At 67.6% G+C, this 22,932-nt stretch carries 21 protein-coding genes; 15 read left to right on the top strand and 6 right to left on the bottom strand.

The window, feature by feature from the left end:
* Positions 1–22: 22 nt before the first annotated feature.
* Genes ACQEUU_RS01375 through ACQEUU_RS01365 form a run of 3 tightly spaced genes read right to left on the bottom strand, consistent with a single transcriptional unit; the run spans position 23 to position 3,056 of the window.
* Positions 23–2,350, bottom strand: a complete 2,328-nt coding sequence (locus ACQEUU_RS01375) for an NUDIX domain-containing protein (RefSeq protein WP_433059125.1) — start codon at positions 2,348–2,350, stop codon at positions 23–25.
* Between the two features lie 6 nt (positions 2,351–2,356).
* Positions 2,357–2,665 (bottom strand): hypothetical protein, encoded by a 309-nt coding sequence (locus tag ACQEUU_RS01370; RefSeq protein ID WP_433059123.1) that lies wholly within the window; start codon positions 2,663–2,665, stop codon positions 2,357–2,359.
* Positions 2,658–3,056: a YbaB/EbfC family nucleoid-associated protein gene (locus ACQEUU_RS01365; RefSeq protein ID WP_433059120.1), complete on the bottom strand. Its 399-nt coding sequence runs from the start codon at positions 3,054–3,056 to the stop codon at positions 2,658–2,660. The genes ACQEUU_RS01370 and ACQEUU_RS01365 overlap by 8 nt, the downstream gene beginning before the upstream one ends.
* A 186-nt stretch (positions 3,057–3,242) precedes the next feature.
* Between ACQEUU_RS01365 and ACQEUU_RS01360 the strand changes: the two genes are divergently transcribed.
* From ACQEUU_RS01360 to ACQEUU_RS01350, 3 genes are read left to right on the top strand one after another with little or no spacing between them, the layout of a single operon-like run.
* A complete protein-coding gene (locus tag ACQEUU_RS01360) occupies positions 3,243–3,695 on the top strand; it encodes an SRPBCC domain-containing protein (RefSeq protein ID WP_433059118.1) in 453 nt (150 codons plus the stop codon).
* Positions 3,692–4,045, top strand: coding sequence for an ArsR/SmtB family transcription factor (locus ACQEUU_RS01355; protein ID WP_433059115.1), 354 nt, complete (start codon positions 3,692–3,694; stop codon positions 4,043–4,045). The genes ACQEUU_RS01360 and ACQEUU_RS01355 overlap by 4 nt, the downstream gene beginning before the upstream one ends.
* Positions 4,014–4,499, top strand: a complete 486-nt coding sequence (locus tag ACQEUU_RS01350; RefSeq protein WP_433059112.1) for an SRPBCC family protein — start codon at positions 4,014–4,016, stop codon at positions 4,497–4,499. The genes ACQEUU_RS01355 and ACQEUU_RS01350 overlap by 32 nt, the downstream gene beginning before the upstream one ends.
* A gap of 17 nt (positions 4,500–4,516) precedes the next feature.
* Here ACQEUU_RS01350 and ACQEUU_RS01345 read toward each other — a convergent pair whose 3' ends face one another.
* Entirely contained in the window at positions 4,517–5,536 is a 1,020-nt protein-coding gene (locus tag ACQEUU_RS01345) for a LacI family DNA-binding transcriptional regulator (protein WP_433059109.1), read from the bottom strand.
* 338 nt (positions 5,537–5,874) lie between these two features.
* On the opposite strand from ACQEUU_RS01345, the gene ACQEUU_RS01340 reads away from it, so the two are divergent.
* The 9 genes from ACQEUU_RS01340 (at position 5,875) to ACQEUU_RS01300 (ending at position 20,160) form a co-directional block, all read left to right on the top strand.
* Complete coding sequence (locus ACQEUU_RS01340) at positions 5,875–7,632, top strand: ABC transporter substrate-binding protein (RefSeq protein WP_433059106.1); 1,758 nt, start codon at positions 5,875–5,877, stop codon at positions 7,630–7,632.
* 65 nt (positions 7,633–7,697) lie between these two features.
* Positions 7,698–8,693 carry an ABC transporter permease gene (locus ACQEUU_RS01335; protein ID WP_433059103.1) on the top strand — a complete coding sequence of 332 codons (996 nt, stop codon included), beginning with the start codon at positions 7,698–7,700 and terminating at the stop codon, positions 8,691–8,693.
* Positions 8,690–9,580: an ABC transporter permease gene (locus ACQEUU_RS01330; RefSeq protein ID WP_433059100.1), complete on the top strand. Its 891-nt coding sequence runs from the start codon at positions 8,690–8,692 to the stop codon at positions 9,578–9,580. The genes ACQEUU_RS01335 and ACQEUU_RS01330 overlap by 4 nt, the downstream gene beginning before the upstream one ends.
* Positions 9,577–10,518: an ABC transporter ATP-binding protein gene (locus tag ACQEUU_RS01325; protein ID WP_270153122.1), complete on the top strand. Its 942-nt coding sequence runs from the start codon at positions 9,577–9,579 to the stop codon at positions 10,516–10,518. Before ACQEUU_RS01330 ends, ACQEUU_RS01325 begins: the two co-directional genes overlap by 4 nt.
* On the top strand, positions 10,518–11,408 hold the full coding sequence (locus tag ACQEUU_RS01320) for an ATP-binding cassette domain-containing protein (RefSeq protein WP_433059096.1): 891 nt from the start codon (positions 10,518–10,520) through the stop codon (positions 11,406–11,408). Before ACQEUU_RS01325 ends, ACQEUU_RS01320 begins: the two co-directional genes overlap by 1 nt.
* Entirely contained in the window at positions 11,405–13,759 is a 2,355-nt protein-coding gene (locus ACQEUU_RS01315) for a glycoside hydrolase family 2 protein (RefSeq protein WP_433059093.1), read from the top strand. The genes ACQEUU_RS01320 and ACQEUU_RS01315 overlap by 4 nt, the downstream gene beginning before the upstream one ends.
* 238 nt (positions 13,760–13,997) lie before the next feature.
* Entirely contained in the window at positions 13,998–15,743 is a 1,746-nt protein-coding gene (locus ACQEUU_RS01310) for an N-6 DNA methylase (RefSeq protein WP_433059090.1), read from the top strand.
* Complete coding sequence (locus ACQEUU_RS01305) at positions 15,740–16,966, top strand: hypothetical protein (RefSeq protein WP_433059087.1); 1,227 nt, start codon at positions 15,740–15,742, stop codon at positions 16,964–16,966. Before ACQEUU_RS01310 ends, ACQEUU_RS01305 begins: the two co-directional genes overlap by 4 nt.
* The gene (locus tag ACQEUU_RS01300) at positions 16,966–20,160 is read left to right on the top strand and encodes a type I restriction endonuclease subunit R (protein ID WP_433059085.1); all 3,195 of its coding nucleotides are present in this window, start codon (positions 16,966–16,968) and stop codon (positions 20,158–20,160) included. The genes ACQEUU_RS01305 and ACQEUU_RS01300 overlap by 1 nt, the downstream gene beginning before the upstream one ends.
* Before the next feature lie 68 nt (positions 20,161–20,228).
* On the opposite strand, the gene ACQEUU_RS01295 is transcribed toward ACQEUU_RS01300, so the two are convergent.
* Together ACQEUU_RS01295 and ACQEUU_RS01290 are read right to left on the bottom strand one after the other, a co-directional pair.
* Positions 20,229–20,438, bottom strand: coding sequence for a DUF397 domain-containing protein (locus ACQEUU_RS01295; RefSeq protein ID WP_433059082.1), 210 nt, complete (start codon positions 20,436–20,438; stop codon positions 20,229–20,231).
* Positions 20,439–20,455: 17 nt separating this feature from the next.
* A complete protein-coding gene (locus tag ACQEUU_RS01290; protein ID WP_433059079.1) occupies positions 20,456–21,301 on the bottom strand; it encodes a helix-turn-helix domain-containing protein in 846 nt (281 codons plus the stop codon).
* 337 nt (positions 21,302–21,638) lie between these two features.
* Between ACQEUU_RS01290 and ACQEUU_RS01285 the strand changes: the two genes are divergently transcribed.
* From ACQEUU_RS01285 to ACQEUU_RS01275, 3 genes are read left to right on the top strand one after another with little or no spacing between them, the layout of a single operon-like run.
* Positions 21,639–21,818, top strand: a complete 180-nt coding sequence (locus tag ACQEUU_RS01285; RefSeq protein ID WP_433059076.1) for a hypothetical protein — start codon at positions 21,639–21,641, stop codon at positions 21,816–21,818.
* On the top strand, positions 21,815–22,264 hold the full coding sequence (locus tag ACQEUU_RS01280) for an ATP-binding protein (RefSeq protein ID WP_433059073.1): 450 nt from the start codon (positions 21,815–21,817) through the stop codon (positions 22,262–22,264). The genes ACQEUU_RS01285 and ACQEUU_RS01280 overlap by 4 nt, the downstream gene beginning before the upstream one ends.
* A complete protein-coding gene (locus ACQEUU_RS01275; protein WP_433059070.1) occupies positions 22,261–22,542 on the top strand; it encodes a hypothetical protein in 282 nt (93 codons plus the stop codon). The genes ACQEUU_RS01280 and ACQEUU_RS01275 overlap by 4 nt, the downstream gene beginning before the upstream one ends.
* The last annotated feature ends 390 nt before the right edge of the window (positions 22,543–22,932 follow it).

Raw genomic sequence — 22,932 nt, 5'->3', positions numbered from 1 at the left:
CGACGACGCCCTCGCCCCCGTCTCAGCCGCCGGAGTCCTCAGGCGGCAGCACCCACCCGTAGACGTGCCACTTGCCGTCCTTCCGCAGCACGTCCTCCACATACCAGGACAGACCGCTGCCCAGCAGCAGTTCCTGCCCGGAGGAGCCGCTGAGCAGGGGCAGATAGAAGGCGGGGGTGCCGGCGGGCACGCGCAGGCACAGCATGACGGCGTACCCGCCCACGGCCCGGTCGCCGATGGTCGTGGGGAGGAACGCCGGGTCTCGTTGCACGGTCCCCGGGAGGTGTTCGACGGGCACGGTGAAGGGGCGGGAGCGGGAGTGCAGCCTGCGGAACACGTCGATGCTCTCCGGCACCGGCCGGCGGCGCAGGACCTCGTTCAGCGCCTCGATCCTGGCGCTGAGGAGGCGTGGGGCGCGAGGCGCCGGGAGCGAGGCGGAGCCCGGATGACCGGGGTCGGCCCGGCGAAGGTAGCGGTTGACGCCGCGATGTCCGTTTCCGGCGTAGTGGCGCACCGCCGCCAGCTCAGCCGGTGACAGCTCCGCCACGACAGGGGACCAGACCGCCTCCCCGAAGGAAGGGCTGACGGCGCGGGTGCCGAACGGCGCGTCCAGGGGGACGTGCGGGGCGGCCGCCACGTAGAAGGAACCCGACGGCGTCCGGTGCAGGGTCCGCGAGAGAGACGGGTCCGGCCCGTGCGGGACGAGCCCGGACCGGACAGGACCCCACGGCTGCGCGGGGGTCGCCGTGAGGCTCCGCCCGCCGTGGTACAGGGAGAGCACGTCGGGCAGGGCCTCGGCCAGGAAGGGATGGAGACGGCCCCGGTTCGCCAGCCGGTCGAGCTCGTCGAGAGTGAACCACCTGGCGTCGCGGATCTCGAACGAGTCGAGCCTCGGCGTGAACATCGGACCTTCGGCGGCCAGGTGGGTGTACGTCCAGCCGGTTCCGTACGGCTGGACCGGATGGCCGCCGTAGAGCCGGAGCTCGTCGAGAAGGCTCTGGTCGACCCCGAGCTGCTCGCTCAGCTCGCGGGCGGCCGCGTTCACGGGCTGCTCGCGGCTGTGGAGTGCCCCGCCCGGCAACCGCCACGTCCCCGCTTCGGCGGCGGCCTCGCCCTGCTGGACGAGCAGGTGGCGCGCCACGCCGGCGCCGTCGACGCTCCTGATCAGCACGCCCGCGGCGCCGTAGATGCCCGGGGCTCCGATCACGTGACCGCCACCCGGCAGGCCGGGGTTGCCGAGGATCCGGAACGGGCCGGGCGCCCGGCCGGCGGGCCTGGCATGGTCCGCCGGCCAAGAGGCGTTGAGCAGGGCGTCGATGGAGCCCGGCCCGGGCGGCTTCCGTGGTCTGACCGGGGTGGTGGCGGCTTCGGCTCCGGGCGACGGGACGACCGCGCCGGAGCCGCGCGGGGCCGGCGGCGGGACAGGTGCGGTGGAGCCGCGCCGGGTGGGCGCCGGGGCGGGCGAGCGCGCGGGAGCTCCCTGCGTCAGCCAGAAGGGGACGGCCGGGTAAGGGCCGCCGGGGTGCTGGGGCAGCCCCGGCGAGCCGTCGCCGGCCGCGGGACCGCCGTCGTCAACGGGATCGGCGGTGGGGGCGGCGTCGTGAACAGGATCGGCGGTGAGGCTCTCCAGCAGCCGGTCCCGGTCGAGCGGTTCCCCGCCGGCCGACGCGATCAGGCCGGGGGCCCCGCCGACCGGCCCCGGCCTGCCCATGGGGCCCTCGATCGCCCCGGACGGCACCAGGCCGGTGAAGGCGGTCAGGAATCCGCCCAGCAGGTCTCCCGTACCGCCCGCCCTCATGATCTGCTCCCAGTCGAGCTCCTCCCGCGGGGCCGGGTCCGTGTCGGTCATGGGGCCGCTGAAGAGAGCGATGTCGGTCAGCAGGCGCTTGCGGAGCTGGGCGATGGCCAGGCGGGTGAGCTGCACCCGGGAGTTCGCCAGGGAGAGGGAGAGCGGTCCCCAGGTTCCGGTGGCGGCCAGGAGCCAGGCGAGCTGGAAGATCATGAACCAGACGGAGACCTCGATCATCCGTTTGGTGTACTGGACCTGGACGCCGAGGTCGTTGTACTGCAGCGCGGCCGTGACGAGGCGTTCGGCGAGGGTTTTGAGCGTCGGGTCGGATACGCCTTGGACGTGCTGGAGGAACTGTTCGAGCGCGTCACCGTTCCAGTCGTCGCCCGGCCGGGTGTGGACGGCGATGCCCTGGTCGATCAGGATGGTCCGGGCGGTGGCGGCGCAGGCGTCCGCGAGCCGGAAACAGTCGTCCTCGGCTGATTCGGGCCAGTCCATGGCGATGGTGTAGTCGACGTACGGTTTGGCCCAGTCGGGCACGAGGGACCCGTCGAACCCCACCGGAGCTCACCCGCCCCGCGGGTGCTCGGCGTTCTCGTAGTTCTTCGCGTTCTCCCGCAGCCCGTCGCGCAGCTGCTCGACCTCCCGTACGCAGGAGGTGAAGGCGTCGCGGAGGTCCTGCCGCCTCTTGTGATGGCCTCCATGGAGCGCGGCGCCGTACTGGTCGTCCCCGAGAGGATTGCCCACCTCGTCGAAGACCCTCATCAGGTCCCGCTGCAACTCCCGCAGGCGCTCGGCGTCGGAGTCGGCGCGCGCGGCACGTGTGCGCAGTTCCTGGAAGACGGCGTGGTAGCCCTGGAGCCGGCTGTTACCCACGGGTGTCCAGTCCCGGCAGCTTCAACGGCTGGGGCAGGAGCGACTCGAAGCCGGCCCCTTCGCCGAAGAGGTCCTCCAGAGGGAGGTCGTCCGGCATGAAGGGCTTCATGAGCTCCTTCGTACGGTCGGTGACCTGGCGGCCGGCGGCGCCGATCTGGTTCAGGATCGCCTGGGCGAGTTCTGACGGGGAGAGCTTGCGGTACACGCGGGGGTCCAGCTTGATGGACGTCACCTGGCCGCGCGGCCCCACGGTCACCCGCACCATGCCGTCCCGGGACTCGGCGGTGGCCGTCAGCTCCGACAGCTGTCCGTAGGCCTTCCGTAACCCGGCGGTTCGCTGGTTGTACTCCTTGGCTAAGGCCTCGACGGTGAGCCGGAACTCCTCACTCACGTGGCATCCCTCTCGTCCGGAAACGCGCAATGTCACTGTCGTAACAGGACTTTATCGGGACGTGTGCTTTCACATGATCAAAAAAGTGAATCAGTCAGGCGGATGTCACGTGCAACCTTTGGTTGCGAACAGGTGATCGATGGGCTAGGGTGACGTGCAACCGAAAGTTGCGCATGGAGGACCGGCATGGAATACGGCAGCATCGAACGCGAGATCCACGTCGACGCCTCGCCCGAGGTGGTCTACGAGGTCGTCAGCCGTCCCGAACACCTCTCGCGGTGGTGGACCGACGACGCCGACTTCGAGCCCGTTCCCGGCGCCGTCGGCGAGCTCGTCTGGGGCGACAGGGTCAACGTCTCCCCGATCGCCGTCGTGCGGGCCGAGCCGCCCCGGCTGTTCTCGTTCCGCTGGTGTCATTCCGGCGGGAAGGCGGACGACTCCGCCGACTCCCTGCTGGTCACCTTCGAGCTCATCCCGTCGGGGACCGGCACCAGGATCCGGTTCGTCGAGACCGGGTTCCGGGAGATGGGCTGGGAGGCGGCCAAGCTGGCGGAGCGCTACCAGGAGAACACCGCCGGCTGGGACACCTTCATCCCCCGGCTGGGGGAGTACCTCGGGCGGCTGGTGTCCTCCTCATGAGCGCCGCCGTCGACGACGACCTGTGGTCCGCGATCGGGGACCCGACCCGTCGGCGGATGCTCGATCTGCTCCTCGCGGAGGGGGGCGGCACCGCCACGAGCCTCAGCGCCCGGCTGCCCGTGACGCGACAGGCCGTCGCCAAGCATCTCGGCGTGCTCGACCGCGCCGGCCTGGTGCGCGCGTCGCCCATCGGGCGGGAGAGGCGCTACCGCGTGGACGAGGCGCAGCTGGCCCGCGCGGTCGCCCAGCTGTCCTCGGTGGGGGCGGCGTGGGACGCCAGGCTGCGGCGCATCAAGGCGATCGCCGAGGCGATCCAGCGTGACCAGGACCGGCACGATCATCGACAGTGAGGAGATCACCATGGTGGACATCCTGCACAGGGTGGGCATCACCGCACCGGCGGCCGAGGTCTACGCGGCCTTGACCACCGTCGAAGGGCTCGCCGGCTGGTGGACGACCGACACCCACGGCTCGGGCGGCGACGTGGGCGGCGTGCTCCGGTTCCGGTTCGGCGCCGGCGGGTTCGACATGAAGGTCCTCGACCTCGACCCGGGCAGGCGCGTGCTGTGGGAGGTGGTCGACGGGCCGCCGGAGTGGCTCGGCACCCACGTGAGCTGGGACCTCGCCCAGGCCGGCGACTACACCGTGGTGCTCTTCAAGCACGCGGGCTGGAAGGAGGCGGTGGAGTTCACGCACCACTGCAGCACCAAGTGGGCGCTCTTCCTGATGAGCCTCAAGGCGCTGATCGAGACCGGCAAGGGCGCGCCGGACCCGCACGACGTCAAGATCGACGACTGGAACTGACGTACGGGGCTCCGCGATCAGGAGACCGGGGGAGGGGCGGTGCTGCCGCGGGGGACCAGGCGGGGCGCCTGGTCCTGGACGGCCGCCACCGCCTCTCCCGCGATCAGCGCCAGCAGCGCGCGGGCGGCGTGCGCCCCGTAGGCGGGGATGTCCCTGGTGAGGGCGCTGAGCGCGGGCCGGACGACCTGCGAGAGCGGCGAGTCGTCCCAGGCCACGATCGACAGGTCGGCCGGCACGCGGAGCCGCAGCTCGTCGGCCGCCGACATGCCCGCGACGGCCATGATGTCGTTGTCGTAGACGATCGCGGTGGGGCGGGTGGCGGCGCTCACCAGCCGCCGGGTGGCGTGGGCGCCCTCCTCGCCGGTGTAGTCGGTGTGCATGATCGTGTGCTGGTCGAGGCCGAGCTCCCGGCAGGCGGCGGTGAACGCCTGGTCGCGCAGGACCGTGTGGGCCAGGTCGGGCAGCCCGGCGACGCGGGCGACGCGCCGGTGGCCGAGGGCGTGCAGGTACTCGACGGTCTCGCGGACGGCGGCGGCGTCGTCGGACCAGACGGGGGTGAGTGCGCCGGCGGCGGACGGGTGGCCGACGACGACGGCGGGCATGCCGAGCTCGTCCAGCGCCGTGACGCGGGGGTCGGAGAAGCGCAGGTCGACGAGGATGGCGCCGTCGACCCGGCCCTCGCCCCACCAGCGGCGGTAGACCTCGGTCTCCTGCTCGGGGCTGGTGACGACCTGGAGCATGAGCGCGTAGGAGCGGGCCGACAGCTCGGTCTCGATGCCGCTGATCAGCTCCATGAAGAACGGCTCGACGCCGAGGATGCGGGCGGGCCTGCACAGCGTGAGGCCGACGGAGCGGGCGCGGGCGCCGTTGAGCGCGCGGGCGGCGCTGTTGGGCCGCCAGCCGATCTCCTCGGCGATGGCCTTGATCGCCGCGCGTTTCGCCGGTGACACGCCGGGGCGGTCGTTGAGCGCGTAGGAGACGGCCACCTTGGACACCCCCGCCCTGCGGGCGATGTCGGCGATCGTCGGTCGCTTCACGCCGAGCTCCCTGTGATGAACCGGTTAGGCACCTCCGCAGTCGCACCTTACTACCGGCAGGAGCGGCGCGCACCTGCGAATCCGGCCATGGGAGCGCTCCCTCGACTTAACCGGGTTTCCGAAAGCCGCATCTCAAAGTCGTCACGGCCCTTGACTCGATCGTCACGACGATTTTACCTTCGCGGTACTTATCCGGTTCAGTGACAAGCCGTCAGCGCCGTTTCGGGAGCGCTCCCACGACGCGTGCCGGCTCTGCGGCGGCGTAGGTGTCCCGGGCCGCCGACCTCGGGGGTTGGACTCACGCGACCCTCCGCCTCGGCGGGGGAAGGAGAACTCTGATGCAGACCCGGGCGCGAATCCTGATACCGCTCCTCGCGGCGGGCACGCTGGCAACCGCCTGTACCGGCGGCGGCGGCACCGCCGCGCCGACACCCCAGACCTCCCAGGCGGGCAGCGCGCCCGCGCAGGCCGACGCCGGCGGGCTGCCCCGCAACGAGACGCTGTACACGACCGGCGTCCAGTGGGGCCCGCCGGCCAACTTCAACCCGATCCGCGAGTGGGACTCCGCCACCGGCACCAAGGGCCTGGTGTACGAGACGCTCTTCCACTACGACCCCACCCAGGCCAAGCTCGTGTCCTGGATCGCAGAGAGCGGCTCCTGGACGGACGACAAGACGTACGAGGTCAAGATCCGCCAGGGCGTCACCTGGGCCGACGGCAAGCCGCTGACCGCCAAGGACGTGGCGTTCTCCTACGGTCTCGGCAAGATGGAGGCGATCCCGTTCCACAACATCTGGGACTGGCTGGAGAACGTGGAGGCGGTCGACGACCAGACGGTCCGCTTCACCTTCTCCGAGGCCAACTACCAGGAGTGGGACTTCAACCTCTACAGCCGCTCGATCGTCCCCGAGCACCTGTGGGCCGGCCGCTCCGAGGAGGACGTGCTCAACGGCGTCAACGAGAACCCCGTCGGCAGCGGCGCCTACAAGTTCCAGAGCCACGACCAGGACCGCGTGGTTCTGGTCAGGCGCGACGACTGGTGGGGCAAGACCGCGCTCGGCATGGAGCCCAAGCCCCGCTACATCGTGGACGTGGCCACCCCCAGCAACGAGGTCGCCATGGGCATGCTGCTGCAGAAGGGCCTGGACCTCAGCAACAACTTCCTGCCCGGCGTGTCCAACCTGATCGACGGCAACTTCGGGATCACCTCTTACTACGACAAGCCGCCGTACATGCTGTCGGCCAACACGGCCTGGATGGTGCCCAACACCACCAAGAAGCCGATGAACGACCCGGCCTTCCGCAAGGCGCTGGCCGCCTCGGTGGACGTCAAGAAGATCGTCGAAGGCGTCTACGGCAACCTGGTCCAGGCGGCCAACCCGACCGGCCTGCTGCCGCAGTGGGACCAGTTCGTCGACCAGGGCGTGGTGAGCTCCGACGGGTTCTCCTTCAGCACCGACGAGGCGAAGAAGATGCTGGCCGACGCCGGCTACCGCGACCGTGACGGCGACGGGCTGGTGGAGAACAAGGACGGCTCGAAGATCAACCTGACCATCGAGGTGCCGACCGGCTGGACCGACTGGATGGAGGCGGCCCGGGTCATCTCCTCCAGCGCCAAGGCGGCCGGCATCGAGGTCACTCCCCAGTTCCCCGACTTCAACGCCCTGGTGGCCAAGCGCGGCAAGGGCGACTTCGACCTGCTCATCAACAACGAGCGCCAGCTGTCCAGCAGCCCGTGGACCTACTACGACTACATCTTCCAGCTCCCCATCCGGAAGGTGCAGAACACCGTCAACTACGGGCGTTACGAGAACAAGGAGGCCTGGGGGCTGGTCCAGCAGCTCAACCGGGTCAAGACGGACGACATCGCGGGCATGAAGGAGATCACCTCCAAGCTCCAGAAGATCCACATGGACGAGATGCCGATCATCCCGCTCTGGTACAACGGCCTGTGGGCCCAGTCCAGCAACACCACCTGGAAGAACTGGCCCTCCGCGGCGGGCGGAGCTCCCAAGCACGCGCCCGCGATGTGGCGCAACTGGTTGGAGCTCGGCGGCTTCGAGATGCTGACGCAGCTCCAGCCGGCGGCCGGCTGACCTGACACATCGGCGCCCCCTCCGCCTGCCCGTTCAGGCCGGAGGGGGCCCTGTGGGGAGACCTCGTGCGCCAATACTTCGGCAGGAAACTGTTCATCTACGGCCTGACCTTCGTGGCCGCCGTCACGGTCAACTGGGTGATCCCGCGCTTCATGCCCGGAGACCCCGTCGCGAGCATGCTGGCCAGGGCCCGGGTCTCGCAGCCCGAGGCCGTCGAGGCGATGCGGGCCTACTACACCAACCTCTTCGGCTTCGACGAGCCGATCTGGCAGCAGTACCTGAACTTCTGGGCCGCGCTGTTCCGGGGCGACTTCGGGCTCAGCATCTACGTGTTCCCGACGCCGGTGGCCGACTTGATCCTGGGCGCGGTCCCGTACACGCTGGGGTTGATGATCCCGGCGGTGCTGCTCAGCTACTGGGTGGGCAACCGGTTCGGCGCGTTCGCCGCGCGCAGGAAGCTGCTGGACAACACCGTGCTGCCGGTGGGCTACGTCCTCACCGCGACCCCGTACATGTGGCTGGCCGTGCTGCTGGCCTGGGGGCTCGGCGTGGTGGCCGGGTGGTTCCCGGTGGCCGGCGGCTACAGCTTCTCGCTCACGCCGAGCTGGTCCTGGACGTTCTTCCAGGATCTGCTGCACCACTGGGCGCTGCCGTTCCTGTCGCTGTTCCTGGTGGCGCTCGGCGGGTGGGCGATCGGCATGCGCAACATGATCATCTATGAGCTGGAGTCGGACTACTCCACCTACCTGGCGGCGCTCGGCGCGCCGGCCAGGCTGATCCGCCGCTACGCCTACCGCAACGCGATCCTGCCCCAGATCACCGGCCTGGCGCTGCAGCTCGGCGTGCTGGTCGCGGGCGCGCTCGTCACCGAGATCGTCTTCTCCTATCCGGGGATCGGCAGCCTGATCCTCAAGGCGATCCAGAACCAGGACTTCTTCCTGCTCCAGGGCTCGTTCATGTTCATCGTGATCGGGGTGCTGGTGGCCAACTTCATCATCGACATCGTGTACGTGCTGATCGACCCGCGCACGCGCACCGGGATGGCGGGAGCGCAGGCATGACCACGGCCCCCACGACGGCACTGCCCACGGAGGAGCGCGTGGTGCGCCGCGAGGCGCTCCACTTCGCCGTACGGAACCCGAAGCTGGTCATCGGTTTCTCCATCGTGCTCGTGCTCGCGCTGGTCGCCCTGTTCGGGCCGGTCATCTGGAGCGTGGACGCGCCCAACGAGTACGTGGCCGCGGCGATGCTGCCGCCCTCGTCGGAGCACTGGTTCGGGACGACCATGCAGGGCCAGGACGTCTTCACCCAGTTCGTGTACGGGCTGCGGACCACGTTCCTGGCCGGGGCGATCGGCGGCGGGATCGCCGCGGTGATCGCGATGGTGGTCGGGTTCACCGCCGGCTACCGGGGCGGGATGGTGGACGAGGTGCTCAACATGCTCACCAACATCGTGCTGGTCATCCCGACCCTGGCCGTGCTGCTGATCATCAACGCCTACCTCGGCATCCGCAGCGTCGGCATGCAGGCTCTGCTCATCGGCCTCACCTCCTGGCCGTGGGCGGCGCGGGCGATCCGGGCGCAGACGTTCTCGCTGCGGTCCAGGGACTTCGTCGACCTGGCCAGGCTGAGCGGGGTCGGCACGCCCAGGATCATCGCCAGGGAGATCGCGCCGAACATGAGCAGCTACCTGTTCATGACGTTCATCCTGCTGTTCGGCAGTTCGGTGCTGATCGCCGCCTCGCTCGACTTCATCGGGCTCGGCCCCACGGAGGGCGTCTCGCTCGGGCTGATGCTGCAGAACGCGACCCAGTGGAGCGCGCTCCAGCTCGGCCTGTGGTGGTGGTTCGTGCCGCCGGGAGCGGCCATCACCGCCGTCGTCGGCGCCCTGTACGTGGCGAACGTCGGCCTCGACGAGGTCTTCAACCCGAAACTGAGGGAGACATGAGTCTGCGGGTCAGTGACCTGAGGGTGCACTACAGGACCCTCAGAGGCGATGTGAAGGCGCTCGACGGGGTCTCCTTCACCATGGACGACGGCGAGATACTCGGCCTCGCGGGCGAGTCCGGCTGCGGCAAGACCACGCTGGGCAAGAGCCTCATCCGCATGGACGGCCGGATGCGGCACGTCGGCGGGACCGTCGAACTGGACGGCCGCGAGCTGCCGATCGGCGACGACCGGGCGATGAACGCCTTCCGCTTCCACGAGATCTCGCTCATCCCGCAGTACTCGATGAGCGCGATGAACCCGACCCGCCGCATCGGCAAGATGGTGGGCGAACTGCTCCGCTCGCGCGGCGTGCCGCTCGACAGGAAGGAGCTGGAGAGCCGGATCGGCCTGGTGGGACTGCCGCGCGAGGTGCTCGACCGCTACCCGATCGAGCTGTCCGGCGGCCAGAAGCAGCGCATGGTGATGGTCATCTCCACGCTGCTCGACCCGGCCCTGCTGATCGCCGACGAGGTCACCTCGGCGCTGGACGTGTCCACCCAGAAGGCGGTGGCCAGGGCGCTGCTCGGGTTCCGTGACGGCGGCTACGTCAAGAGCATGCTCTTCATCACCCACGACCTGGCGCTGACCTCGCACATCGCCGACACGATCATGGTGATGTACGCGGGCAAACTGGCGGAGAAGGCGCCCGCGGAGAAGCTGATCAAAGCGCCGAGGCACCCGTACACGAGACTGCTGATCAACTCGCTGCCGGAGATCGGCGTCCGCCACGCCGACCGCAAGCTGACCGGCATCCCCGGCAGCCCGCCGTCGCTGCTCGACCCGCCCAGCGGCTGCCGCTTCCGCGACCGCTGCCCGCTGGCCGGCGACGAGTGCGCCGAGGAGCCGCCGGTGACAGAGATCGAGCCCAACCACTTCGCCGCGTGCTGGAAGGTCTGATGCTGAAAGTCGAGAACGTCACCAAGGTCTACAAGGTCGGGACCTTCGGCGGGCGGACGCTGACGGCCGTGGACGCCGTGAGCTTCGAGGTGCGGGCCGGTGAGGTCGTCTCCCTCATCGGCGAGAGCGGCAGCGGGAAGAGCACGATCGGCAAGATGATCCTCGGCCTGATCCCGATGACCGGCGGCTCCATCACCGTGGACGGCGTCCCCGTCAAGCCCGGCAAGGAGTACTACCGGACCGTCCAGGGCGTCTTCCAGGACCCGTTCAGCTGCTACAACCCGGTCTTCAAGGCCGACCGGGTGTTCCGGCTGATCAAGGACAGCTACTACCCGTCGGTCCCGGAGACGGAGTGGGCCGACCGCGTCCGCGCGGCCGTCGAGGACGTGCGGCTCAACCCGCGCGAGGTCCTCGGCAAGTTCCCGCACCAGCTCAGCGGCGGTCAGCTGCAGCGCCTGCTGATCGCCAGGGCGCTGCTGCTCGACCTCAAGCTGCTCATCGCCGACGAGATCACCAGCATGCTGGACGCCTCCACCCGCATCGACGTGCTCAACCTGCTCGCCGAGCTCAAGGGCCGCGGGCTGAGCGTGCTGTACGTGACGCACGACCTGTCGCTCGGCCACTACCTGGCCGAGCGCACGGTGGTGCTGCGCGACGGCGCGGTCGTCGAGATGGGGCCGACGCACCAGGTGTTCGACAACCCGCTGCACCCCTACACCAGGCAGCTCCTGTCGTCCGTGCCCCGGCTGCACGCCCCATGGGAGGACGCCGCGCCGGTGGAGACGTGCCCGTACCACGAACGCGGCGCGACCGGCGGCCTGGCCGAGGCCGGGCCCGGCCACTTCGTGGCCTGCGCCAGGCTCGACGAGTGCCGGGGAGAACCCACGTGACGTCGTACCGCCCGCTGCACGACGGCTGGGTCCTGTCGGGCTCATCGGGTGACGTGCCCGCCACGGTGCCGGGTTGCGTGCACACCGACCTGCTCGCCGCCGGTCTCATCGACGACCCGTACCTGGACGACAACGAGAACCGGCTCGGCTGGATCGGCCGCACCGCGTGGACGTACACCACCGTGTTCTCCTGGTCGGGCGACGAGCACGAGCGCACCGACCTGGTGTGCGCGGGGCTGGACACGGTCGCGGAGATCACCCTGAACGGGGTGCGCGTCGCCGCCACCGCCAACCAGCACCGCTCCTACCGGTTCCCGGTGCGGCACCTGCTGCGCGAGGGCGGGAACACGCTCACCGTCACCTTCGGCCCGGCGCTGGAGTACGCGGAGGAGCGGCGGGCCGCGCTCGGGTTCCGCCCCGGCGCGTACGAGGCGCCGTACGCGTTCATCCGCAAGATGGCCTGCAACTTCGGCTGGGACTGGGGACCGGCGCTGGTCACCGCCGGCATCTGGCGGCCGATCGGGCTGGAGAGCTGGAGCGGCGCCCGCCTGGCCTCGGTCCGCCCGCTCGCCGACGGCTCCGGCCGGGTGGACGTGCACGTTACGGTCGAACGCGCCACCGAGGCGCCGCTCACCCTGACCGCCTCGGTGGCCGGGGTGACGGCGGAGGTGCGGCTCGCCGCCGGTCAGCGTTCGGCCGTCGTGCCGTTGACCGTGCCCTCGCCGCGGCTGTGGTGGCCCCGCGGGTACGGCGACCAGCACCGCTACGAGCTGGCCGTGCGCCTCGGGGACTCCTCGTGGACCGGGAAGATCGGGTTCCGTTCTATCGAACTGGACGAGGACGCGTTCCGGCTGACCGTCAACGGCACGCCGGTGTTCGTCCGCGGCGTCAACTGGATCCCCGACGACTGCTTCTCCTCCCGCGTCACCCGCGACCGGCTCGCCGCCCGCTTCGGCCAGGCCGCCGGCGCGGGCGTCAACCTGCTGCGCGTATGGGGCGGAGGGCTGTACGAGAGCGACGACTTCTACGACCTGGCCGACGAGCTCGGGCTGCTGGTGTGGCAGGACTTCCCGTTCGCCTGCGCCGCCTACCCGGAGGAGGAGCCGTTCCGTTCGGAGGTGGCCGCCGAGGCGCGTGAGCACGTGACCCGGCTCTCCGCCCATCCCAGCCTGGTGCTGTGGTGCGGCAACAACGAGAACCTGGAGGGGCACGCCGACTGGGGCTGGCAGGCCGAGCTGGACAACCGCAGCTGGGGCGGCGGCTTCTACCACCACCTGCTGCCGTCGATCGTGGCCGAGCTGGACCCGACCCGCCCGTACATCCCGGGCAGCCCGTTCTCGGCCGACCCCGCCGCCCCGCCGCAGGACCCGTCCACCGGCACCATCCACATCTGGGACGTCTGGAACCGCGAGGACTACCGCCACTACGCGACCTACACACCGCGGTTCGTGGCCGAGTTCGGCTTCCAGGGGCCGCCCGCGTACGCCACGCTCCGCCGCGCCGTCTCCGGCGAACTGGCCGCCGACGCGCCGCTCGTGCTGCACCACCAGAAGGCCGACGACGGCAACGGCAAACTGCTGCGCGGCCTCGGCGACCACCTGCCCGCGCCGGTTTCGTTCGACGACTGGCACTACCTGACCCAGCTCAACCAGGCCCGCGCCATCACCTTCGGCGTCGAGCGGTTCCGCGCGCTGATGCCGTACTGCATGGGCACGATCGTCTGGCAGCTCAACGACTGCTGGCCGGTCACCTCCTGGTCGGCGATCGACGGCGACGGCAGGCGCAAACCCCTGTGGTACGCGCTGCGCCGCCTCTACGCCGACCGGCTCCTCACCGTGCAGGGCGACGAGGTGGCCGTGGTCAACGACGGCGACGAGCCGTGGCTGGGCGAGCTGGTCCTGACTCGGCAGAGCCTCAGCGGTCGACCGCTGGCCAAGGAGGCCGTCCCGGTCGAGGCGGCCACCCGGTCGGTGGTCAGGGTGGCGCTGCCCGCCGCCGTCGGCGACCCCGACGACCCGACCGCCGAGCTGCTGACCGTTCAGCTTGGAGATGCGCGCCTGGTCTCCTTCTTCGCTGAGGACACCGCCGTCGCCTTCGCCCCCGCCGACTACGACGCCCGCGCCGAGCCGGTCGAGGGCGGCTACCGCGTCACCGTGACGGCCCGCACCCTGCTGCGCGAGCTGGCCCTGTTCCCGGACCGGCTGGACCCGGCGGCCTCGGTGGACGCCATGCTGGTGACCCTGCTGCCAGGCGAGGAAACCACCTTCCACATCACCACGGACCAGCCCCTCGACCCGGAGGCGCTGACCACCTATCCGGTGCTGCGCTGCGTCAACGAGCCGCGAGAATGACCGGGCACCCGCGAGATGTCCGCTGTCGGCACATGGGTCATGTCGGGCCCGACGTGGCGGGCGGCAAGTGCGGGCGGGTCTGCGATTCCACCTGACTTCCCGCGTACGCAGGAGGCCGGCGTGCGCGAAGATGGCTTCATGCCGCTCCGTCAGCGGACGTGCGTTGCCGCGCGGGGGCGCGACCACTCCAGCGGGCCGGAGAAGCCAGGCACGTCGAGTGATTCCTGTGAGGAGCCTTGTGAGCACGCTCGGTAGTTTCATCTGGTCGATCGCCGACCAGCTTCGGGGTCCCTACCGCCCCAACCAGTACGGGAACGTGATCCTCCCGTTCACGATCCTTCGGCGTCTCGACTGCATCCTGGAGCCGGACCGCGAGACCGTCCGAGACCTGGCCGCGGTATACGAGAACCCGAACCGGCTCCAGGTCGAGGTCAAGAAGAAGACTGGCCGGCCGTTCTACAACACCTCGGAGTACAGCTTCGCCAACCTTCTGCAGGACGCGGACGGGCTCGCGGACAACCTCGTCGACTACATCGACCGGTTCTCCGCCGATGTCGACGTGTTCGAGTACTTCGACTTCAAGAAGGAGATCATCGCGCTGGAGAAGGCCGGTCTCCTGCGCGAGGTCGTGAAGTCCTTCGGCGCCGTCGATCTGCACCCCGATGTCGTGTCCAACGCCGACATGGGGGACGCGTTCGAGTACATCATCCGCAAGTTCAACGAGGCCGCGAACGAGACCTCCGGTGACCACTACACGCCGCGTGACGCGATCCGGCTGCTGGTCGACCTGCTCTTCGCCGAGAAGGACGCCGCCCTGACCGAGTCGGGCATCGTCCGCACGCTCTACGATCCCACCGCCGGCACCGGCGGCATGCTCGCCATGGCCGAGGAGCACCTGCTCGCGCAGAACCCGGACGCTCGGCTGAGCCTGTACGGCCAGGAGTACAACCCCCAGTCGTACGCGATCTGCAAGTCCGACCTGCTCGCCAAGGGCCACGACGCGTCCAACATCGCCTTCGGCAACACGCTCACCGACGACGCCTTCAAGGACCGCAAGTTCGACTTCTGTATGTCCAACCCGCCGTACGGCGTCGACTGGAAGCAGTACGCCAAGGCCGTCACCAAGGAGCGTGACGAGGCTGGCCCGTACGGTCGGTTCGCGCCGGGCCTGCCTGCCACCTCGGACGGGCAGATGCTGTTCCTGCTGCACCTGGCGCATAAGATGCGCGCCCCCGAGGACGGCGGCGGCCGGGCCGGGATCGTCATGAACGGCTCGCCGCTCTTCAACGGCGCCGCCGAGTCCGGCCCCTCCAACATCCGCAAGTGGCTGCTGGAGAACGATCTGGTCGATGCGATCGTCGCGTTGCCGACCAACATGTTCTTCAACACCGGCATCGCCACCTACATCTGGATCCTCGACAACACCAAGCACCCCGACCGCAAGGGCCTGGTCCAGCTCATCGACGGCACGTCGTTCTGGACCAAAATGCGCAAGAACCTCGGCAGCAAGGGCCGCGAGATCAGCGACGCAGACCGAGCCAAGGTCGTCCAGCTGTACGCCGACTTCACCGACGCCGACCCCGACTGCTCGAAGGTGCTGCGCAACGACGAGTTCGGCTACTGGAACATCACCGTCGAGCGTCCCCTGCTGGAGGAGGACGGCAAGCCGGTCGTCGACCGCAAGGGGAAGCCGAAGCCCGACTCCAAGAAGCGCGACACCGAGAACGTGCCCTTCACCTACGGCGGCTCGACCGCCGGCGCCGCGGCCCAGACCGAGGTCATCCAGGCGTACTTTGACACCGAGGTGAAGCCGCACGTGCCCGACGCCTGGATCGACTGGGCCAAGATCAGACTCGGCTACGAAATCCCCTTCACCCGCCACTTCTACAAGTACGTCCCGCCCCGACCGCTTGCCGAGATCGACGCTGACCTGGAGAAGCAGGTTGCCAAGATTCTTGACCTGCTGCGGGAGGTTGAGGGATGACCGACGCGGTCCGCCTCAAGTGGTTGCTTTCGGAATCCGACGTTCGCGCTGGAGCGGCGGCGGAGGAACTTCCCCTTCTATCAGTTTCGATCAGTTGGGGAGTACGACGTCGGGAGGCGTCCGACACCACGACAAGAGCCGCATCCGAGAACCTGTCCAACTACAAGGTCTGTCGAGCGGGCAACCTGGTCATCAACCGGATGCGCGCATTCCAGGGTGCTCTTGGCATCGCTGGCGAGGATGGGATCGTCAGCCCGGACTACGCGGTGCTGCAGGTGGCTCCGGAGGTGGACGCTCGCTGGTTGAACCATTTCCTGACGAGCGAAGCAACCGTGGCGACTATGTCCAGTCTGGTTCGTGGAATCGGTGGAACCGAGGCCGGAAACGTCAGGACACCTCGACTCAACATCAATGATCTGTTGTCAATGACCGCGCCTTTCGGGTCAGTCGCACAACAGCGCGCCATCGCCGACTACCTCGACCGCGAAACCGCCCGCATCGACACGCTCATCGAGGAGCAGCAGCGCCTGATCGAGATGCTCCGCGAGCGTCGCCTAGCGGTGGTCGAGGAAGCGGTATCCATCGTCGCTACCCGTGGGGCGCGACTGAAGCACATCATTCGATCGGTTCGGCAGGGGTGGAGCCCGCAGTGCTACTCGTGGCCAGCTGATGGTGTCGAGACGTGGGCCGTTCTCAAGGCTGGAGCGGCAAACGGCGGTCGCTTCCGTCCGATGGAGAACAAGGAGTTGCCGGAAGACGAGGTCCCGCGCACGGATATTGTCGTAACTCAAGGTGACCTCATCGTGTCGCGCGCCAACACCCGCGAACTGGTCGGGAGTGCGGCAGTGGTCGAGGGCGACTTCCCACGGCTCATGTTGTGTGACAAGCTCTACGCCTTCTCGCTCGATAAGAGCCGAGCCGATTCGCGGTTTGTAGCGGCAGTGCTCGGAAGCCGCAGGTGGCGTGATCTGATCGAATTGGAGGCGACCGGCGCGAGCCACTCGATGCTCAATATCAGCCAGTCCGACATCGTGAACCTCCCGATGCCGCTGCCTCCTGTGGATGAGCAGCGCCGCGTCGTCGCGCATTTGGACGGTGAGACCGCCAAGATTGATCAGCTCATCGCGGAGACAGGGCGGTTCATCGAACTCGCCCGTGAGCGCCGCTCCGCGCTGATCACGGCGGCGGTGACAGGTCAGATCGACGTGCGTGAGGTGGCGTGATGGCTGACCACAACGAGGTCGTCTTCGAGGCCGAAATCTGCGAGTACCTCGCGGCCCATGGCTGGCTGTACTCGGCCAACGACACAGGCTACGACCGTGAGCGGGCGCTGTTCCCCGAGGACCTGTTCACGTGGCTGGAGGCGACCCAGAAGTCTTCGTACGAGAAGGCGTTAAAGGCGGCTGGGTCGCAGGCGAAGTTCCTCGATGTGCTGACCACGGCGCTCGACAAGCCACTGGAGCACGGCGGCGGGATGCTCAACATCCTGCGTACCGGAGTGCAGTACATCGGCGGTGGCCGGTTGAAGATGGCGCAGTTCCGGCCCGAGACGACGCTGAACGCGACGACGAACGCCGAGTATGCGGCGATGCGGGTGCGGGTGATGCGGCAGGTGCACTTCTCGACCGCCGACCAGCGCAGCATCGACCTGGTGTTCTTCGTCAACGGGCTCCCGGTAGCGACAGCAGAACTGAAGACCGACTTCACCCAGTCGCTGAACGAGGCGATCCAGCAGTACCAGAAGCACCGCAACCCGCTGACCAACGGTCGGCGCGAGCCGCTGCTGTCGTTCGGGCATCGGGCGCTGGTCCATTTCGCGGTCTCCAACGACCGGGCTGCGATGACGACCAGGCTGGAGCAGGAGGGCGATAAGACGCACTTCCTACCGTTCGACACCGGCTTCGACAACGGCGCCGGGAACCCGCCTGGCGCGAACGGGAGGTCGGCGACGGCATACCTGTGGGAGCGGGTCTGGGAGAAGCACACCTGGCTCAACATCATCGGCCGGCTGATGATCGTGGAGACCAAGGAGGAGTGGGACGTCGCGAACGGCACGTCGGTGCGCCGTACGAGCATGCTGTTCCCCCGGTTCCACCAGTGGGAGGCGGTCACGAACATCGTGGCCGCCGTGGCTGAGGAGGGTGTCGGCCGACGTTACCTGATCGAACACTCCGCCGGGTCGGGGAAGACGAACACGATCGCCTGGACGGCCCACCGACTCGCCCGCCTGCACGTCAACGACAAGAAGGTCTTCGACTCGGTCATCGTGGTCGTTGACCGCACGGTGCTCGACGGGCAGCTTCAGGACGCGATCCGGCAGATCGACGGCAGCGGGAAGATCGTCGCGACGATCAGCCCCGAGGACGTACGCAAGGCCGGTGCGAAGTCGAAATCCGGCCTACTGGCGCAGGCGCTGAAGAACGGCGAGTTGATCATCGCGGTGACGGTGCAGACCTTCCCGTACGCACTCGATGAGATCCGGGCCGACTCCGGCCTGAAAGGCAAGCGGTTCGCCGTCATCGCCGACGAGGCCCACTCCTCGCAGTCGGGGCAGATCTCCTCGAAGCTGAGAAAGGTCCTGACCGCCGAGGAGATCAAGGAGATCGAGGACGGCGGCTCGATCGACGTCCAGGCGGTTCTGGCCTCGGAGATGACCGAACGGGCCGAGTCGGAGAACATCTCCTACTTCGCCTTCACCGCGACCCCGAAGAACAAGACCCTGGAGCTGTTCGGCCGCAAGGGGGCGGACGGCAAGCCGCGCGAGTTCCACCTGTACTCGATGAAGCAGGCGATCGAGGAGGGCTACATCCTCGACGTGCTCAAGGGCTACCAGTCCTACGACACAGCGTTGAAGATCGCCGGCAAGCTTGAGAACGGCGCCGGTGGCGAGGTCGAGGAGTCGGCCGCGCGCAAGGGACTGATGCGGTGGGTGCGGCTGCACCCGACCAACATCAGTCAGAAGGTGCAGATCATCGTCGAGCATTTCCACGCCAACGTGGCCCACCTGCTGGAGGGCAAGGCGAAGGCGATGGTCGTCACCGACTCGCGCAAGGCCGCGGTGAAGTACAAGAAGGCGATCGACGCCTACATCGCCAAGCGGGCCGCCAATGACGCGTCGTACAACTACCGGACTTTAGTCGCGTTCTCCGGGTCGGTGTCGATGACCGAAAACGACGAGTGGAGCCAGGACTGGGGGCCGACGCCGTCGAAGGACGACGAGTTCACCGAGGCCAAGATGAACCCTGGAGCGGGCGCCGATCTGGCCGCGGCGTTCAAGGGCGAGACGTACAAGATCATGCTGGTCGCCAACAAATTCCAAACCGGCTTCGACCAGCCGCTGCTCTCGGCGATGTACGTCGACAAGAAGCTCTCCGGGGTCACCGCCGTGCAGACCCTTTCCCGGCTCAACCGCACCCACCGCACCGCCGGCGGGGAGCAGAAGACCAAGACGTTCGTCATCGACTTCGTCAACAAGCCCGACGACATCAAGGCCGCCTTCGAGCCGTACTTCACCAACGCCACCCTGGAGACCGAGACCGACCCGTACGTCGTCATACATCTGGCGAACAAGCTCGCCCAGGCGGGGATCTACACCGAGGAACAGGTCCGCCAGGTCGCCGAGCTGTGGGTCACCCGCAAGGGCAACAACGCGCTCTCGGCGGCGATCAGCCCGGCCCAGCACGACTTCCGGCGTCGCTACGCGGCAGCCATCGAGGCCGAGGACAAGGTCACGCTCAACACCCTCGACCTCTTCCGCAAGGACGTCTCCACCTACGTGCGGCTCTATGACTTCATGAGCCAGATCGTCGACTACGGCGACCCGTACATGGAGATGCTCTCGATCTTCCTCCGGCTTCTGGAGAAGGTCATCGCGGAGTCCTCGTGGAGCGCGGAGGTCGACCTTTCGGACGTGGTCCTGGTCGGTGTGAAGCACACCAAGGCAATCGCCATCGACATCTCGCTCACCGGAGACGGCGAGCTGAAGGGGATCAGCGCAGCAGGCACCGGCACCAAGAAGGAGCCGAAGTACGTCGCGCTCCAGGTCGTCATCGACAAGATGAACGACCTCTTCGGCGCCGAGTCGTTCGTCGAGTCCCAGATCCGGGAGTTCGTGCAGGGGCTGGTGCAGCGACTGCTCGTCCACCCGGACCTGGTCCAGCAGACCCGGGTGAACTCGAAGAAGCAGTTCAGGGAGTCGCAGGACTTCCAGTCCGCCGTCACCGAGGCCGTCGCCGACAACCAGGAGGCGCACAACACCATGGCTGACTACTTCTTCACCGACGGGCCTGCGATCAAAGGGATCATCGTGGCACTCGCCGACGCGTTCTACGAGGTCGCGATCGACAAGGAGGCAGCTCAGCCTTACTCCGGGTCCGCCTCCGCGAGCGCCGATGCGGCAAAGACTTTCAGGTCGTGATTCTTCTCCAAGCAGACGGCTCGCCGATCGGACCGGCGAGCCGTAAGGGATCGCGGTGAACTGGGTAGTCAGGCCAGGCCGAACTCGCCGCCCTTGACTCCGGAAACGAATGCTCTCCACTCGCTCGGATTGAAGACCAACGCTGGCCCGTGAGGGTCCTTGCTGTCTCGCATTGCGATGCGGCCATTGGCTAGCGGGGCGACTTCGACACAGTTTCCGCCGTCAGTGCTATAACTACTCTTGCGCCATGCGATGTGTTGCTCTGAAAATGCAGTCATCTCGCTGCTTGCTCCAACTAGGTAAGAGATGCTATGAAGGCAGCCGACTGATCTGAATCGAGTGCCTGTGCGCTCAGTCGTGTGAACATCATCGAGTAGCAATCCAGCTCGCTCGGATCTTCCAGGACCAGGCCGCTGGTCTTCTGCTCAAGATAGACAACGTCTGGGTCTTTGGAGTCAGGAAACTCAAGGATGCTGAACTCGCCGTCAAGCGCCGCATGAGCACCCGCCGAGAAGGGGAGCACCTGCAACGTTATGTTAGGTAGCTTGCCCATGGATATAAGGGCATCGCGCTGTTCAGCCATGGTCTCCGCCCCTCCCACGTCTCGTCGCAGAACTGCTTCATCAAGAATGACATGCAGCGTCAAGGGGTCTGTGCGAATGAGCAGCTCTTGTCGGCTCAAGCGGACTGCTATCTTCTTGTCCAAGATATCTGCAGGTGTCTGTCCCGCAGCGATAGCGCAGATAACTGCGCGTGCGTAAGCCTCGGTTTGAAGAAGGCCGGGCACGACTTGGCTCTGATATGTCCGCAGCCCTCTGGCGTCATTCTCCAGGCCAATATACGAGTCGAAGCCGCGTTTGAAGGTGTCGCGGTGTCGGTGCCACCACCCCTTTAGGCGTGATTGGCGTGCCATATCGCCTAGCTCTGCTCGCAGATTCTCGTCCGAGACCTCGTATATATCGAGGAGATCGGAGACGTCACCGTGGTGGACACTGACCTGACCCGTCTCAATTCGGGACATTTTGGTCGCCGACCAGTGAAGCCGGGCTGCTACCTCATCTGCGCGTAGCTGTGCCGCTTCTCTCAAGCGCCGTAGCTCGTGGCCCAAGCGTCGTCGTCGCGCCGTAGGGCTGGTGGACATGGCCCTCCTTGTACTTGGCACCCAGTTTCGCCATCTGCGGCAAGTTGCGCAAACGCATTCAATTTATGTCACTTGCTTGAACGCAATTGCGTGTACGCGATTGCTCGGCCATGCTTGAGCGTACCAAGAAGCAAGGAGCGCAGTACCTAAAACGGTATATGAACCCTTTGTCCTGAATTCACCGGCACCGCACGGCCGAGAGAAGGCGGAGCGAGTGATGCGACGAAAGCGAAGGCAAGATGGGCTGGAACGATCCAAACCAACCCGTGAACAGGAAAAATTTCACTACCTGACGCAACTCGCGTGGGGTCTCACGAGGCGCGGCCTGGCCGTTTCGGTGCAGTTGCCGAGGCGTGACGAGCCGTTCGTCGCGGTGCAGCGGGTGTCGGGGCCGCTGCTCGTACGGGCTTCTCTGCGGGGCGAGCAGTGGGTCTTCTCGTGGGGACGAGGGCGCGACCGGTGCGTGGACGCGCGGGACGAGAGCGCATGCGAGCGAGTGTGGGAGGTGGCCCAGTGAAAGAACAGGCACTGGTGGACCTGACGATTCCGGGGAACGCGGCTTGGGTCTGCCTGGTTCGCCGCTGGGTGGCCGACGCCCTGATGGTGGCGGGGCATCGCGATGTGGACGATGCCCGGCTCGTCGCGAGCGAGTTGGCCGGGAACGCCGTGCTGCACACCGAGTCGGGGCGGCCGGGCGGGTTGGTGAGGGTGAAGGTTTACGAGGTCACCGACGCGCTGGCCAGGGTTGAGGTGATCGATGAGGGGGCGGCGACGGTCCCGCGTTCTCGCCGGTCCGGTGACGACGAGTGTGGTGGTCGTGGTCTGTGGCTGGTTGAGCAGACCGCGATCAGGTGGGGGACCCGGTCCGTGCCGCAACGGTGGAACCTGGTGTGGGCCGAGGTTTCCACGCTGGGCGTGCTCGCGACGCCTGAGTTCGAGGACGCGGAAGAGGCTCTCACGTGACTCCTGACTTTCACGGTCCTCACGCCGCTGCTGGTGGGTTCGATGCTGAGTCGATCGATTGGCGTGATCCGTTGCCGCGCTTCGGCCGGGTCCGGGTCCTGCGGCACACCTGTGAGTGCCGGGCGCGGGTCTACGAGTTCTGCGCTGCGGCCGGGCTCGCCTGGATACGCCGGACCGACCGTTCGTCAACCGTCGTGATCGTCGAGGAGAGTCGTCCGACCTCGTACGGCGAGGTCGCGAAGTTGTGGGAGAAGCTGCTCTCCGGCGAGGCCGAGTAGCTCTATCGAAGGGTGAAGCGGTTCCGCAGTGCCCGGAACGCGACCTGTTCCGGCTATGGGGCCGCTCGTGTCGCCAGAACTTATGGTGCGCCAGGTTTCGGCCGTGCCTATTCGGTGTCCTTGGGGTGTCGAGGCGATGCGTATATCACCCAAACAGTACGAGTGGCGTCATCGATGACGTACCGCACGCGCCCGCCGCTGGTCACCTCGAACTCCCACTGCTCCAAGTCCTTGCCGTTGTGACGATGGGTCGCTAGATCACCGCGCAGGCGATGCTGACGGTCGTGACTTGCGCGTGATCGGGGATCGGCTCGCAGTATCTCGAAGCATCGGCGCGTATTGGCCAAGGCGTGGCGACACAGTTCTTCCCAGCCTTTGACCGCGTCGCCG

Source organism: Nonomuraea sp. CA-218870 (assembly GCF_050936535.1).
Lineage (GTDB): Bacteria > Actinomycetota > Actinomycetes > Streptosporangiales > Streptosporangiaceae > Nonomuraea > Nonomuraea corallina.
This window is presented reverse-complemented; position numbering and strand designations above follow the sequence as displayed.